Source organism: Flavobacterium sp. ALJ2 (assembly GCF_015594725.1).
In the GTDB taxonomy this organism is placed as follows: Bacteria; Bacteroidota; Bacteroidia; order Flavobacteriales; family Flavobacteriaceae; genus Flavobacterium.
Genome location: NZ_JADNRC010000018.1, coordinates 37,091 through 52,465, shown reverse-complemented (window position 1 = coordinate 52,465; position 15,375 = coordinate 37,091). Strand labels below are relative to the sequence as shown.

Annotated in this window: 12 protein-coding genes; 10 read left to right on the top strand and 2 right to left on the bottom strand. The window is 33.2% G+C overall.

The window, feature by feature from the left end:
- Position 1 precedes the first annotated feature (1 nt).
- The 3 genes from IUY40_RS17300 to IUY40_RS17290 all read left to right on the top strand — a co-directional run bounded on the left by IUY40_RS17300 (position 2) and on the right by IUY40_RS17290 (position 2,261).
- The gene (locus IUY40_RS17300; RefSeq protein WP_195738115.1) at positions 2-667 is read left to right on the top strand and encodes a porin family protein; all 666 of its coding nucleotides are present in this window, start codon (positions 2-4) and stop codon (positions 665-667) included.
- A gap of 183 nt (positions 668-850) precedes the next feature.
- Positions 851-1,459 (top strand): Crp/Fnr family transcriptional regulator, encoded by a 609-nt coding sequence (locus IUY40_RS17295; RefSeq protein WP_195738114.1) that lies wholly within the window; start codon positions 851-853, stop codon positions 1,457-1,459.
- 97 nt (positions 1,460-1,556) lie between these two features.
- Positions 1,557-2,261 carry a hypothetical protein gene (locus IUY40_RS17290; protein WP_229335630.1) on the top strand — a complete coding sequence of 235 codons (705 nt, stop codon included), beginning with the start codon at positions 1,557-1,559 and terminating at the stop codon, positions 2,259-2,261.
- Here IUY40_RS17290 and IUY40_RS19635 read toward each other — a convergent pair.
- Positions 2,248-2,379, bottom strand: a complete 132-nt coding sequence (locus IUY40_RS19635; RefSeq protein WP_255520471.1) for a hypothetical protein — start codon at positions 2,377-2,379, stop codon at positions 2,248-2,250. The genes IUY40_RS17290 and IUY40_RS19635 overlap by 14 nt on opposite strands.
- A 262-nt stretch (positions 2,380-2,641) precedes the next feature.
- A complete protein-coding gene (locus tag IUY40_RS17285) occupies positions 2,642-3,508 on the bottom strand; it encodes an AraC family transcriptional regulator (RefSeq protein ID WP_195738113.1) in 867 nt (288 codons plus the stop codon).
- A gap of 163 nt (positions 3,509-3,671) precedes the next feature.
- Between IUY40_RS17285 and IUY40_RS17280 the strand changes: the two genes are divergently transcribed.
- The 7 genes from IUY40_RS17280 to IUY40_RS17250 all read left to right on the top strand — a co-directional run bounded on the left by IUY40_RS17280 (position 3,672) and on the right by IUY40_RS17250 (position 15,187).
- Positions 3,672-4,592: a dihydrodipicolinate synthase family protein gene (locus IUY40_RS17280; RefSeq protein WP_195738112.1), complete on the top strand. Its 921-nt coding sequence runs from the start codon at positions 3,672-3,674 to the stop codon at positions 4,590-4,592.
- A 151-nt stretch (positions 4,593-4,743) separates the two neighbouring features.
- On the top strand, positions 4,744-6,327 hold the full coding sequence (locus IUY40_RS17275; RefSeq protein WP_195738111.1) for an aldehyde dehydrogenase (NADP(+)): 1,584 nt from the start codon (positions 4,744-4,746) through the stop codon (positions 6,325-6,327).
- Positions 6,328-6,330: 3 nt separating this feature from the next.
- Positions 6,331-7,341: a 4-hydroxyproline epimerase gene (locus IUY40_RS17270; protein WP_195738110.1), complete on the top strand. Its 1,011-nt coding sequence runs from the start codon at positions 6,331-6,333 to the stop codon at positions 7,339-7,341.
- A 78-nt stretch (positions 7,342-7,419) separates the two neighbouring features.
- Positions 7,420-8,655, top strand: a complete 1,236-nt coding sequence (locus IUY40_RS17265; RefSeq protein WP_195738109.1) for an FAD-dependent oxidoreductase — start codon at positions 7,420-7,422, stop codon at positions 8,653-8,655.
- A 6-nt stretch (positions 8,656-8,661) separates the two neighbouring features.
- The gene (locus tag IUY40_RS17260) at positions 8,662-9,957 is read left to right on the top strand and encodes an aminopeptidase P family protein (protein ID WP_195738108.1); all 1,296 of its coding nucleotides are present in this window, start codon (positions 8,662-8,664) and stop codon (positions 9,955-9,957) included.
- Between the two features lie 566 nt (positions 9,958-10,523).
- The gene (locus IUY40_RS17255) at positions 10,524-13,718 is read left to right on the top strand and encodes a SusC/RagA family TonB-linked outer membrane protein (RefSeq protein WP_195738107.1); all 3,195 of its coding nucleotides are present in this window, start codon (positions 10,524-10,526) and stop codon (positions 13,716-13,718) included.
- A gap of 11 nt (positions 13,719-13,729) precedes the next feature.
- Entirely contained in the window at positions 13,730-15,187 is a 1,458-nt protein-coding gene (locus IUY40_RS17250; protein ID WP_195738106.1) for a SusD/RagB family nutrient-binding outer membrane lipoprotein, read from the top strand.
- Positions 15,188-15,375: the final 188 nt, after the last annotated feature.

The following is a 15,375-nucleotide window of genomic DNA, read 5'->3' as shown; positions in this document are numbered from 1 at the left end:
AATGAAAAACATATATACAATCTGCATCATGCTCTTTTTTATATTAAAAATTAGTGCACAACAAGAAAGCTTCACATTTGGCATAAGTGGGGGTACAAACTGGTCATCATTAAAAGGAAAAGATATTGATAATCTATCCAGTGATGGATCATCCAAAAGAACAATCGGACATTCAATCGGGATTACACTCGATAATAAAACATCCAATTACTTTGGTTTAAAACATGAGCTTTTTAATAGCCAGCGTGTTACAACAATCAGAATAGATGATGAGATAAATCCAGAATTCGACAGCAAATTTAAACGTCAATATATAGACCTGTTTCCTGCCAGCCCTACTCTTTATTACAAAGGGTTTGAAGTTTATGCAGGACCATATCTAGGCCTTTTATTAAACGCTTCGGTAAAACGCAAAGATGAAAACGGAAATACATATACCGACAAAATAATTTACGGAACTGGGCAATCTTCGGGCAATTATAGCCAGAAAATGGATGCGGGATTTATAGTAGGGTTAAATTATGCATTACCAAATGGTATTAACATAGGTGCAAGATACACTAGAGGTTTGGTGCCAATATTAGAAAATTCCGAAAGTAAACACCAATGGAAAATATACAATGAAAGCTTTTTTGTAACAATCGGTTATAAATTCAATAAAAAGTAATCTGTTTTTTCTACACATAAATTTTGTGCCATGTAAAATTACAGAATACAAATCTGATTCCTAAATTGATATTCTAAATTTTAATATTTATATGGATAAGTATTACTTTCAAAGTTTGATTTTGCTATTAAAAACATATATATTTCCGCCTAAAATAATTATTAATTTTGTAAAAAATTTAATATGATTGAAGATCAGGAAATCGCTAGTAAAGCATCTCTTATTGCTTATTTTGAAAATATTATTCCACTTAACCAAAAAGAAAAAGCGCTTGTTTTAGAAAAATTCCAGTCAAGACATTACCGAAAAAAACAATATGTATTACAAGAAGGTGATATAAGTACACATATGTATTTTGTAGTACACGGATGCCTTCGCATGTACAAAGTAGATAATAAAGGTGGTATTCATATTATTCATTTTGCAGCAGAAAACTGGTGGATGAGCAACATCGGAAGTTTCTATTCTGCAATGCCCTCAGAAATGAACATCGATGCTTTAGAAAATACATTGGTTTTGCATATTAGCTATAATGACTTAACAACACTATATGTTCAGTCTCCAAAATTCAATCGTATCTTCCGTGTATTAATAGAAAACAGCTATGTATCACTACAGAAACGCTTGCTCCAAAATATCAGCTCCACAGCAGAAGACCGCTATAATTCATTTCTAGAAACCTACTCTCATTTAGCAAACCGCCTGCCTCAAAACCAGATTGCTGCCTTTTTAGGCATCACTCCAGAGTTCGTTAGTCGCTTACGTCACCGCTTAAACAAATCAAATACTTAAACTAGATCAATACTTTTTCTTGATCTAGTTCATTGGTAAACTCACATTCTTACCTGAACTTTGCCTTTTCAAAATTTAACTAATAAATCTAAAAGACATGAAAAAGTTTAGTGTAACAATTTTACTTTCTACTTTATCAATTATATATAGCTCTGCACAAACGATAAACTATGATGGTAAAGAATTTGAACTTTCTAATGTAATTGCAACCACTACCTTTTTAAATGGTGAAAAAGTTCTAAAAGTTGAACGTGATTTAACAAAAGTCCCATTCAATATAAACCATTTAGAAAAAACTGTTGACGAACCTACGTTTCTTAAACTAAAAAATGTAGAATTTGAAAATGGTATAATTGAAATAAAAGTTTTGAGCCAATTACAAGATCCTTTACCTTTTAAGTTCTCAAAAGGATTTATAGGACTTGCTTTTAGAGTTAATAAAGATAATAGTTCCTACCAGTCAATTTATTTAAGACCTAAAGCTGGAAGATCAGAAAACCAATTAGAAAGAAACCATACTGTTCAATACTATGCTTACCCAAACTATAAATTTGCTAAACTCAGAAAAGAGGAATACAAAGGTCAATACGAAACTTATGCCAATATTGATTTAAACGAATGGATAACAATAAAAATAGAAATCAAAGATAAAAAAGCAATACTTTACCTAAACGAACAAAAACATCCTTCGTTTATTGTAAATGAAATGTTAGGAGATTTTAATGGCAATGGCATTGGTCTTTGGGTAGATGTTGGCACAATAGGCTATTTTAAAGATCTAAAAATAATTAAGACAAAGTAACCAGATAATCAAAGCTATTTACTCCTGTAGCTAAAGTAGTAGATTTGCTAAGTGTACCTCCTGGTTCTAAAATTTTATCATTTTTGTGAAGTCCATTAGATGCTCTTATCTTATTCAAAGAAATCTGTTTTTTCCATTCCAATACTTAATACTATTATTTGATTCATTAAATATTACAAGTCCTTTTGCCTTTACATCACCAATAAAAGTAGATATAATAATTTTAGAGCAAAAACAGATATACTCCTTTTTTTAAATTTTCACTTAAAGCCATAAAAGGAGTACAACAAGCTATAATATGTTTTACTTAATTTAAAATAATACAACTAGTGAAAACAGAATTTTAAAAACTCATAATTTTTTTACTTCATAAATAATAGCTATGCTTTTTGTTTCCATTTTAGCATTTGGGATTTTCGGTAAACCAAAGGAGAAACACCTTTTATTTCTTTAAATTTTCTATTAAAATTAGAAATATTATTAAACCCGCATAATTCTGAAACTTCTAAAACCGAAAATTCTTGTGACCTCGATAATAACTTACCCGCCCGCTCAATCCGTATTTCTATCAGGAATTGAAAAAAAGTCTTGTTGGTCCGGACTTTAAAATATTTACAAAAAGCATTTTTTGTCATATTCGATAAAGCAGCGATTTCTTCGAGGGTAATATTCTTCTGAAAATTAGTCATCACATATTCAAAAACCGTTTGCATACGCTTTCCTTCATTGTCTGTAATTTTCTTATCATAGATATAACTAGAAAGTGGCACCTTCTTATCTTGAGAAAGTTTTTTAATTATTTCTAAAAACAGAATAAAACGGTCAAATTCGTTTACCTTTTTAATTTTCTTAAAACACTTAACTGTTTTATTAGAAGGATTATTAACTACAAATCCATTCTTGCTATTTTCCCAAAAAGGCTGGATATCTTTTAAACCAGGCAACATAAAGAAATCTTTTCCAAAGGAATTAGATGTAAAAAACAATGTTAGCATAACTGATAACTCATTTGTGCTGGTTTCGCTTCTAAACACATGTGGCAGATTACTTCCTATAACGATAATATCTCCTTTTTGATAAGGAGAAATAGTATCGCCTACAAAAATGGTTCCTTCACCATTCTCAATATAGCTAATTTGAATTTCTTCGTGTTGGTGCAATTTATCATAAAAAACAAACTCTACATCCTCTTGATAAATTAGCGAATCTTCTTTAGTTTTTGGAATCTTAAACGGAAATACTTTCATAAGAGATAAATTATATGCCATAAATATAAAAAAACATATACATATTAAGTAATAATTTTAAATTTTAGCATTAAACAGGATAATATAATACCTTTTTATGATAACTTAACTAATTACATATTTACTGGTTATAAATATTTTTGAAAAAATTAAAATCGTAATTATGAGTATTCAATGGAAAGGCGTTATGCCAGCAGTTACAACAAAGTTTACTGCCGATGACAAGTTAGACTTCAATATGTTTGAAGTAAATGTAAGAGCTCAGCTCGAAGCAGGTGTTTCTGGAATTATTTTGGGAGGAACACTTGGAGAAGCAAGTACATTATTAGAAGATGAAAAAAAAGAATTGATTAAGGAAACGATCAATATAGTTAACGGACAAGTTCCAGTGATCATGAATATAGCCGAACAAACTACTCGGGCTGCCATTCTAGCTGCTAATAAAGCCGAAGAAAATGGCGCTAAAGGATTAATGTTATTGCCTCCTATGCGCTACAATGCAGCTAGTCATGAAACAGTTACCTATTTCTCTGAAGTGGCTAAAAGCACTTCGCTTCCTATCATGATTTACAACAATCCTATTGATTATAAAATTGATGTTTCATTGGATATGTTCGAAGAAATTTTGAAATTCGATAATATTCAGGCAGTAAAAGAATCTACTAGAGACATATCAAATGTAACCCGAATTATAAATCGTTTTAAAGGTCGTTTAAAGGTATTGTCTGGGGTTGATACTCTAGCATTAGAAAGTATTTTCATGGGGTCTGACGGATGGGTTTCGGGTCTAGTAGATGCTTTCCCAGCAGAAACAGTAGCCATTTTTAAATTAGCAAAAGCAGGAAGAGCCGAAGAAGCATTGGCTATTTATAGATGGTTCTTGCCGTTGTTAGAATTAGATATCAATCCGCTTTTGGTACAAAATATAAAATTAGCTGAAGTAGCTACAGGTCTGGGAACAGAATATGTTCGTGCACCGAGATTACCACTTCATGGAGCTGAAAGAGAAAGAGTCTTGGCAATCATTGCTGAAAGCTTACGTACAAGACCTACACTTCCTGATTATAAATCGATAGTCATATAGGTTTACATTAAAAAGAATAAACTTTATTTAAGTTTGGTTTGTTTTTAGTTTGGTTTGTTTTGGAGCTGGTTATTTTGTGAGGATAGCCAGCTCATAAAACATACTGCTTTTAGCAAGTCTCGATTCAATTATAATCTTAAACATATAAAAAATGATTACAGGAAAAAATTATATAGGAAGTAAGCTTAAAGCAGCAGGAACTAAAATATATAAAACAATAAATCCTCAGTTGAATATAGAAAATCCTTGGTCATTTATAGAAGCAACTCCTGAGGAAATAAATGAAGCTGTTGCTCTGGCAAATGATGCGTTTAAAATTTATAAAAATTATCCAGCACAAAAAAAGGCTGATTTTTTAAATGATATTGCCGAAGAAATTCTTGCTCTTGGTGATGGATTGCTAGAAGTATATTGCTCCGAATCAGGATATCCAAAAGGCAGAGCCGAAGGTGAACGGGGACGCACAATTTTTCAATTACGTTCTTTTGCAAACATGCTAACTGAAGGAAGCTGGCTCGAAGCAACAATAGACACTGCAATTCCTGATAGATTGCCTTTACCAAAAGACGATTTACGTAAAATGCTAGTTCCATTAGGACCAGTTGTTGTTTTCGGCTCGAGTAATTTTCCATTTGCATTTTCTACTGCAGGTGGTGATACCGCTTCGGCCTTGGCAGCAGGCTGTCCTGTTATCGTAAAAAGTCATTCGATGCATATCGGAACAGGCGAAATGGTTGCCTCGGCAGTTATAAAAGCAGCTAAAAAGAACAATATGCCCGAAGGTATTTTCTCAAACTTAATTGGTAGCGGAGTAACACTCGGAACAAGTTTGGTGAAACATCCGCTTGTAAAAGCTGTAGGATTTACAGGAAGTATTAATGGTGGTAGAGCTTTATTTGACTTGGCTTCACAGCGCCCAGAACCTATCCCTGTATTTGCCGAAATGGGAAGTATTAATCCTGTTGTTATACTACCAGAAGCATTAGAAAACAACAGCAAAAAATGGGCAACTGCCTACGCAGGTTCAATAACCTTAGGAACGGGTCAGTTTTGTACTAATCCAGGATTACTTTTAGGAATTAAAGGCGAAAAGTTAAATCTTTTTATAGCTCAATTAGCAGATGAAATTGAAAAAATAGCGCCCTCATGTATGCTGCATCCATCCATCAAAGCTGATTTTAATAATGGAAAAGAGAAGATACAATCGCAAAACGGAGTAAGTACTGTTGCTGAATATAAAGGAGAAATCGCTCCAAATTATGCTCCACAAACAATACTCGCCGTAGATGGTAAGACCTTCTTAGAAAACCCTACTTTAAGCCATGAAGTTTTTGGTCCGTTTTCTATTATTGTTCAATGCGAAAATAATGAAGAATTGCTGAAAATAATTAATAATTTAGACGGACAATTAACAGGAACTATAATTGCCGAACCAATGGAACTTTATAATTATAATACAGTTGTAGATGCTTTACAGAACAGAGTCGGGAGACTAATTTTTAACGGTGTTCCAACTGGTGTCGAAGTGTGTGCTTCGATGATTCATGGTGGCCCCTATCCTGCTTCATCTGATTCACGATTTACAGCTGTAGGAATTCATGCCGTTAAACGCTGGGTTCGACCATTTAGTTACCAAAATTGGCCAGACGAGTTATTACCTCCTGCATTGCAAAATAAAAATCCTTTAAATATTACCAGAACTATAAATGATATAATAACCAACAAACCTATTTAGTTTATGCCAAGAAAAACTTTTTTTTGTGTCGATGCACATACTTGTGGTAACCCAGTGAGAGTAGTTGCTGGAGGCGGTCCAAATTTAGTTGGGAATAATATGAGCGAGAAACGCCAACATTTCTTAAAAGAGTACGATTGGATTCGTAAAGGGCTAATGTTTGAGCCTCGAGGGCATGATATGATGAGCGGCAGCATACTTTATCCGCCAAGTGATCCAAATAATGATTTTGGAATTTTATTTATCGAAACATCTGGCTGTTTGCCAATGTGTGGTCATGGAACTATCGGAACGATAACTATCGCTATTGAAGAAGGATTGGTTACGCCAAAAATTCCAGGTAAGATAAAAATGGAAGCTCCTGCTGGTTTGGTTCAGATTGAATACCAACAAACGGGTAAAAAAGTAGATTGGGTACGATTAACCAATGTTAAATCATATTTAGCCGCAGAAGGTCTTACTGTGGATTGTCCTGAACTCGGTGAAATAGTTTTTGATGTTGCTTATGGCGGAAATTATTACGCAATTGTAGATCCGCAAACCAATTTTTCAGGAATACAGGATTTTACAGCAGGAAAAATTGTTCAATACAGTCAGGAAGTTCGCAAACGAATTAATGAAAAATATCCCAATCTTTTCATTCATCCCGAAAATGATACTATTCGCGATGTAAGTCATATGTTATGGACAGGCGATCCTATAGATCCAACATCCTCAGGAAGAAATGCCGTTTTTTATGGAGATAAAGCCATTGATCGTTCCCCATGCGGAACTGGAACATCTGCTAGACTTGCTCAGCTTCACGCAAAGGGCAAACTAAAAAAAGGAGAAGATTATATACACGAAAGTTTTATTGGTAGCAAATTTATAGGAAAAGTCGAAGAAGAAACTTCTATTGGAGATATAAAAGCCATTGTTCCGAGCATACAAGGATGGGCAAAAGTATACGGATACAACAATATAATCATTGACGAAGATGAAGACCCGTATGCATTTGGTTTTCAAGTAATTTAACAAAAACAAAACCCAAAAACAAATCATTGTTTTACAGAACATAATTCTTACCAATGATTTTATAAATTTATAAGTATAATGAAAAAAGTAAGCATTATTGGTGGAGGAATAATCGGACTATGTTCAGCATATTATTTAGCAAAAGAAGGCTATCAGGTGGTTGTTTTCGATAAATCGGATATGACAGATGGTTGTTCTTATGGCAATGCAGGAATGATAGTTCCTTCACATATTATTCCGTTGGCACAACCAGGGATGATTACTCAAGGGATAAAATGGATGTTTGATAGTCAAAGTCCGTTTTATGTAAAACCAAGATTAAGTATAGATTTGGCAAAATGGGGATTACAATTTTACAAACATGCCAATAAACAACATGTAGAAAAAGCAATGCCAGCACTTTGTAATTTATCACTTTTTAGTAAAGAGCTATATCAAGATTTTATCAAAGAAAATAATTCTTTTTTTTATGAAAAAAAAGGACTTCTAATGCTTTATAAAACAGAGAAAACTGCCGAAGAAATTAATCATGAGGGAAAACTAGCTGAATGTTTTGGCTTAGAAGTAGATTACCTTTCTAAAGATGAAGTAACCAAACTAGAAACAGGAACTAAAACTGATGTACTGGGCGGTGTGCATTATAAAAGTGATGCGCATATCTATCCTCAAAAATTCATGCAATTTATAAAAGCAGAGTTGAGTAGATTGAATGTAACAATTCATAATAGAACGCTAGTAGAAGATTTTGTAATAAAGAACAATACTGTTACCGAAATACTTACCGACATGGGGCCTTTTATGACCGACGAAGTTGTTTTGGCAACTGGATCATGGAGCCCAAATATTGCTAAAAAATTAAATCGTTCCATTTCAATATTACCCGGAAAGGGATATAGCTTTACACTAAAAGATGTAAATAAAAAACCTTCTATTCCAGCAATTCTATGCGAAGGAAAAGTGGCTGTGACTCCTATGAACAATGATATCCGTTTTGGAGGTACAATGGAAATTACTCATACTAACGATACCAAAATTAACCAAAATAGAGTTCAGGGAATTGTTAATAGTATCAATGATTTTTACCCTGATTTAAAAATTGAAATGCCAAAAGAAAAAGAAATATGGTACGGATTCAGACCTTGTACTCCATCCGGAATGCCAATAATTACTCGTGACAAAAGAATAAAAAACTTAACTTTGGCTACTGGACATGCCATGATGGGATTAAGCTTGGCTCCTGCAACTGGTAAAATTGTTTCAGAAATTATTTCTGGAAAAAACACCTCTGTTAATACACAAATGTTTCAATTATAAAATCTTATGAGATACGAATCGATTCCTTCTTCTTTATTTACCGAAAACAGAAAACGCTTTTCGATAAAAATGAGCCCAAATAGCTTGGCTATTTTAGTTTCTAATGATGTAATGCCTAATAATGCAGATGATGTTATGGGGTTTGCGCAAAACAACGATTTATTCTACTTAACAGGAATCGATCAAGACGAAACTATTTTGGTTCTTTATCCAGATGCGTATAAAGAAGAAAATCGAGCTGTTTTATTTGTAAAAGAAGTAAGTGAACATACTAAACTTTGGGATGGGGATTTCTTGACCAAAGACGAAGCAACAGCAATTTCGGGTATAAAAAACGTAAAGTGGATTCATGAATTTGAAAAGACTTTACAACTTTTTGCTTTTGAAGCTGATACTTTTTATTTGGGTCACAATGAACACATAAAAAGAATTACATCAGAGATGGCTACTCGTCAGGACCGAATGATACAATGGTGTAAAGAAAAATATCCATTACATCAATACGATCGAACTGCGAAAATTACCCGAGAATTAAGACCAATAAAGTCCGAAGAAGAAGTTACTCTTATAAAAAAAGCAGTAGCAATTAGCGTTAAAGGCTTTAAAGGGCTTCTTAGTGCTATTAAACCAAACATAAATGAATTTGAATTAGAAGCCGAACTTGTTTATGAGCTAATAAAAAATGGAGCTACACGTCATGCTTTTAAACCAATTATTGCTACTGGAAAAAATGCATGTGCTCTACATTATAATTCTAATGATACCATTTGCAGAGACAATCAAATGGTCTTAGTTGACTTTGGTGTTTGTTATGCCAATTACAACTCAGATACTACCAGATGTGTTCCTGTAAATGGAGTATTTTCTCCTCGTCAGCGAGAAGTATATTCGTCTGTATTACATTGTTTAAAAGAAGGTTCTAAGTTTTTAAAACCGGGTATCAAACATAGTGATTATGAAAAACAAATGGCTGGGTTGGTCGAAAAAGAACTAATTAAACTTGGTTTAATTACAAACGAAGATATTGCTAATCAAAAACCAGATTCTCCAGCTTATAAAAAATATTTTATGCACGGAACAGCCCATCATTTAGGACTAGATGTTCATGATGTAGGATTGTATTCTCGCACTTTAGAAAAAGGAATGGTGCTTACCTGCGAGCCAGGAATTTATATACCAGAAGAGGAAATCGGTTGCCGATTAGAAAATGATTACCTGCTTACAGATGATGGCAACATCAATCTCTCTGAAGCATTACCTATAGAAATTGAAGATATAGAAAGACTTATTCAAAAAAAATAGTCTTATACCCTCCTTTTAGGACTATTAATTTTAACAGTTACAAGAGCATTTTTGTAACTGTTTTTTTTATCCTACAAAGTTTTTTTCAAACCATGTAAAGGGTTTAAGGAACTTTAGTTTAAGCAAAATAATCCTAAACTTGTCATTTCGACGAAGGATACTCGAGCGATAGTGAACAGGCGAAGTAAATCTCCGCAAGAAACTAACTCACAGTTTTTCTTAAATTGTCGAGCTACTCATGGAGATTTCTCCTTCGTCGAAATGACAAGTTTGTGTAAAAATCTGCTTTAAATTGAGCTATGTTTGAGTTTGAAATCCATGTCAAACTGTTCGGTTTATACCCCATTTATACCTCATCATTTTAGTAAATATTATCCCGTAATTTTTCAACAAAACACATAAAGAACCATTTAGTAAACAAATACTTTCAAATCTAGAAAAGACAATAAATCAAAAATAAAGTATACTTAAAACAAGATAATATAATCTGAGTTTATGATAATATATTGGCATAAAAAAAGCTATAAATGCAAAATATTTGCACTTATTAATAATAAAACCAGTATATGAAATTTAAATTTAATTTTAGGAAAGTTGCAATACTCTTTTTTGTATTTGCAACACAACTAATTCTTGCACAAGAAAGATTAGTTACAGGAATTGTGACCGATGATACAGGAATGCCTTTACCAGGCGTGAGTGTATTAGTTAAAGGAACCAAAACAGGAACACAGACTGACTTTGATGGAGCATACGCTATCAATGCGTCTCCTAGTCAAATTCTTTCATTTAGCTACATCGGAATGAAAACTCAAGAAATGCCTGCAACTAACAATAAAGTAAACATTAAAATGTCTGGCGGTTCGACATCACTTAACGAAGTTGTAGTTACTGCATTAGGTGTAAAAAGAGAAAAAAAATCGCTTGGTTATGCTACTCAGGAAGTAAAAGGAGAAGATTTAACTAAAGTAAATAGCGGTAACGTAGCAAACTCACTCTCAGGAAAAGTTGCTGGTGTTGATATTAGACGAAATAATAACATAGGTGGTTCAACGAATGTTGTTATCCGTGGATCATCATCGTTAACTGGAGATAATCAAGCTTTATGGGTTGTAGATGGTGTTCCGTTAAACAATGATAACACCAATACTAAAGAACAAAAAACAGCTGGAAACACTGGTGGATATGATTACGGAAATGCTGCATCGGATATAAATCCAGATGATATCGAATCTATAAATGTCTTAAAAGGAGCTGCTGCATCTGCTCTTTATGGCTCTAGAGCTGCTAATGGAGTTATTCTTGTAACTCTAAAAAAAGGCAACAAGACCAAAGCTGGATTAGGCATTACTTTTAACAGTGGTGTAAACATAGGAGTCGCTGATAAAAAGACTTTACCTGAGTACCAAATGGAATACGGTGGTGGTTATGGCGATTTTTATGGAACTGTAGATCTTGGAGGTGGCGTACATCCTTATGCAGCAACAGACGATGCTTCTTGGGGACCAAAATACGATCCAAATATATTAGTTTACAAATGGAACTCTTTTTATCCAGAATTACCTACCTATGGCATCCCAACTCCATGGGCTCCTGTTAAAAAAACGCCTAATGATTTTTACCAACATAGCCTTACTTACACTAATAGTATAGCTGTAGCAGGTTCTAATGAAAATGGAGATTTTAGATTTGGATACACAAACTACAATCAGGCACAGGGAATATTACCAAATAGCAGTAACAAAAAAGACAACTTTAACTTTTCAGCAAGCTACAACCTTAGCCCAAAAACCAAAATATCTGCTTCAGCAAATTACCTAAAGGCATATGCAAAAGGAATGAATGAAACTGGGTATGGTGATGGTGGAAATAACTACCTAAGTAGTGTGAGACAATGGTTTAATACAAGTATAGATTTTCAGGATTTAGAAGATGCTTACAATATAACAGGCAGAAATACGAGTTGGAGTATTGGTGGACCAAATGATTTAGAGGTACAATTTCATGATAATCCATACTTTCAACGAGATAAAAACTACAACTCTTTAAACAGAGATCGTTTCTTTGGTAATTTTGCTATAAGCACTGATGTGGCAAAATGGCTAAACGTTGTAGGTAAAGGATCTGTAGATTATTACACCCAATTACAAGAAGAACGTATAGCTGTAGGATCTAGAAGAGTAGCAAATAAAAAAGGCCAATATTCAAGATATGATAAAACATTCCGTGAAGTCAATTTAGATTTAATCTTAAACTTTAAAACTGACATAACAGAAAATATAAAATTTTATGGGTTATTAGGAGGGAATTCAAGACGATCAGTTAAAGGTAATACCCTTTCAACAACTAATGGAGGTTTAATTGTTCCTGAAAAATATATGTTAAGTAATACTATATCCCCTATTAACTTCCCTCAGGAATATTTAGAAACTATAGGCACACAAAGTGTATATGCAAACGCAACTTTCAATTTTAATGAAACCTATTTCTTGGAAGGTTCATATAGAGTTGACCAATCATCGACATTACCTAAAAAAAATAACACATACACATACCCTTCTATTACAGGTACTTATGTTTTTAGCAATCATATCGATGCTAGTTGGTTGTCATTTGGTAAACTACGTTTAAATTATGCTGAAACTGGAAATGATGCTGAGTTTGCAGTAATCCAATCAACATATGACAAGTTGAGTAATTTTGGACCTGATGGCATACGTTTTTCTGATGAAAATAATAAAAGTAACGCCGACTTAAAGAGCGAACTTACTAAAGGATATGAAGCCGGTATAGAACTTAAATTCTTAAAAAATAGAGTAGGATTAGATTTTTCTTATTACAAAACAAATACTACCAATCAAATTTTATCAATCGAAAATCCTTCGCAAACTGGATATAGCAGATCATGGATTAACGGTGGAGATGTTGAGAATAAAGGATATGAACTTTCTTTGAATGTTATTCCGTTTAAAACCAAAGACTTTTCTTGGGAAGCTAGAATTAACTGGGCAACCAATAAAAACAAAGTGCTTGACCTTGGTGGCGCCCAAAGACTTTCTATAGGATCAACTCAAGGAATTGGATATATCGCAGAAGTTGGTAAACCAATCGGACAACTTATCGGAAGAGGATATAAATATCTTGATGGACAAAAAGTTGTAAAAGACAACGGAAGATACGAAATTGTAAATGGAGCAACAATTGGTGATGTAAATCCTGAATGGACTGGAGGTATCAACAACATCCTTAACTACAAAAATTTCACTTTTAACTTCCTTATAGACATTAAAAAAGGTGGTGATGTATACTCATTAGATCAACAATTTGGACATACAACAGGTATTTACCAAAGTACCGTAGGAAATAACCATTTAGGCAACCCCGTGAGAAATTCTATTGCTGATGGAGGAGGAATTATCCTTGATGGTGTAAAGGCCAATGGAACTCCTAACACTACAGTTGTTTTGGCTGATTATGATACTTATAACGCTATGCCACAAGAAAGATACGTTTACGATGCATCTTATGTAAAATTACGTGAAGTAGGATTAAGCTATAAACTGCCTTCAAAATACTTAACAAATACATTTATGAATAGTGTCATTTTTGCTGTAAACGGTAGCAACTTATGGATCATTAGTAAAAATCTTCCGTATGCTGATCCAGAAGCCGGAACCTCATCTGGTAACTTACAAGGTTTTCAATCAGGAGTATTGCCTACAACAAAGGAGTATAACTTTAATTTAAAAGTTCAATTCTAAAAACAAATAAAATGAAAAATTTAAAAACAATATTCTTTGCAGGAGCACTATTGCTTACAATAGCTTCTTGTGATGATCTCGATACATTAAACGAAAATACTAAAGCGTATACAACAACTGTACCTAGTGCTTTAATGACTACCTCTCAAGTAAATTATTCTTATTTCTTGACAAATGCATCAGTAAATGATAATAACTTTAGAGGATATGCTCAATATTGGTCTACATCAACTTACACAGATGAGGTAAACTATAATCAGGCAAAAAGAAACTTAGGAAACTCTCATTCGGTACTATTATATAGAGATGTTTTAAAAGATTTACAAGTTGCTAAAAACATGATAACTAACGAGCAAGCTCTAGGCTCGATAGAAATTGCTGTTAAGAAAAATAAATTAGCTGTATTAGATATTCAAATCATAATGGCTTACCAAACTTTAGTTGATATTTTTGGTAACATCGTTTACTCAGAAGCACTAGATATTACAAATCATCCAACTCCAAAATATGATGATGCCAAAACAGTTTATCTTGATTTAGCACGCAGACTAGATGAGGCTATTGGAAATCTAGATAGTGGTAACAAAAGTTTTGATTCAGCAGATCTTATTTATAAAGGCAATGTTGCAAAGTGGAAAAAACTAGCCAATAGTGTTAAGCTAAAAATGGGATTACATCTTGCTGATGTTGATGCTGCAAAAGCAAAAACTATGGTAGAATCTGCGTATAACTCTGGATTAATAAATAACAATTCCGAAAATGCTTTGTTTCAATACTATAGTACTGTTATAGATCAAAATCCATTATATACAAGTTTGGCAGAAGAGAAACAAATCATACTTGCAGAATTTTTTGTAAACGAATTAAATGCTAAATCTGACCCAAGAAGAGATGTCTTTTTTGATCCAATTTCAAAAATTGGTGGCGTATATAAAGGTGCTCCATATGCAAAACAAGTTACTTACAGTGGCTTCTCACTCCCAGGAGTTAGAATAAAACAAAAAACAAATCCAGGTGTAATTTTCGATTATACCGAAACTTGTTTCTTACTTGCTGATGCTGCAAACAGAGGTTTTAGCGTAGGTGGCACAGCTGCCGATTACTATGAAAAAGGAATTCGTTCTAGCATGGATTATTGGAACGTTTCAAGTGCAGATGCAAATACTTATATAGCCAGAACTGATGTAGCTTTTGCTACTGCTTCTGGAACGGATAAACAAAAAATTGCTTACCAACTTTGGATTGCTTACTACAACCGTGGTTTCGAAGCTTGGACTGAATATAGAAGGTTAGACTTCCCTATTTTAGTAGCTCCACCAACAGCAGTTTCTGAGGCTGAAGGAAAAGTACCAGTGAGAAATATCTATTCTCTTTTTGATTCTACATTAAACAGAGATAACTACAATGCTGCTGCTACAGCAATTGGTGGTGATAAAATGACAACAAAATTATTCTGGGATAAATTTTAATTTTGAATTAGTAACATATTAAGCTTTCCTTGAATTAAAACAGGCACTCCCCAGTGCCTGTTTTTTTACGCTTCATTTCGAACCTTAATAGAAAACATTTTTTAAATACGAAATAAATAATATTTTATAACAATAAAAACACATAATTAAAGGTTAAACATAATTTATAGATAATTTAACATCATAAA

Bases quoted from the DNA above. Each gene is read 5' to 3' on its own strand.
- IUY40_RS17285 (WP_195738113.1), bottom strand. From the start codon at position 3,508: ATGAAAGTATTTCCGTTTAAGATTCCAAAAACTAAAGAAGATTCGCTA.
- IUY40_RS17250 (WP_195738106.1), top strand. From the start codon at position 13,730: ATGAAAAATTTAAAAACAATATTCTTTGCAGGAGCACTATTGCTTACA.
- IUY40_RS17260 (WP_195738108.1), top strand. From the start codon at position 8,662: ATGAGATACGAATCGATTCCTTCTTCTTTATTTACCGAAAACAGAAAA.
- IUY40_RS17255 (WP_195738107.1), top strand. From the start codon at position 10,524: ATGAAATTTAAATTTAATTTTAGGAAAGTTGCAATACTCTTTTTTGTA.
- IUY40_RS17270 (WP_195738110.1), top strand. From the start codon at position 6,331: ATGCCAAGAAAAACTTTTTTTTGTGTCGATGCACATACTTGTGGTAAC.
- IUY40_RS17275 (WP_195738111.1), top strand. From the start codon at position 4,744: ATGATTACAGGAAAAAATTATATAGGAAGTAAGCTTAAAGCAGCAGGA.
- IUY40_RS17280 (WP_195738112.1), top strand. From the start codon at position 3,672: ATGAGTATTCAATGGAAAGGCGTTATGCCAGCAGTTACAACAAAGTTT.
- IUY40_RS17300 (WP_195738115.1), top strand. From the start codon at position 2: ATGAAAAACATATATACAATCTGCATCATGCTCTTTTTTATATTAAAA.
- IUY40_RS17295 (WP_195738114.1), top strand. From the start codon at position 851: ATGATTGAAGATCAGGAAATCGCTAGTAAAGCATCTCTTATTGCTTAT.
- IUY40_RS17265 (WP_195738109.1), top strand. From the start codon at position 7,420: ATGAAAAAAGTAAGCATTATTGGTGGAGGAATAATCGGACTATGTTCA.
- IUY40_RS17290 (WP_229335630.1), top strand. From the start codon at position 1,557: ATGAAAAAGTTTAGTGTAACAATTTTACTTTCTACTTTATCAATTATA.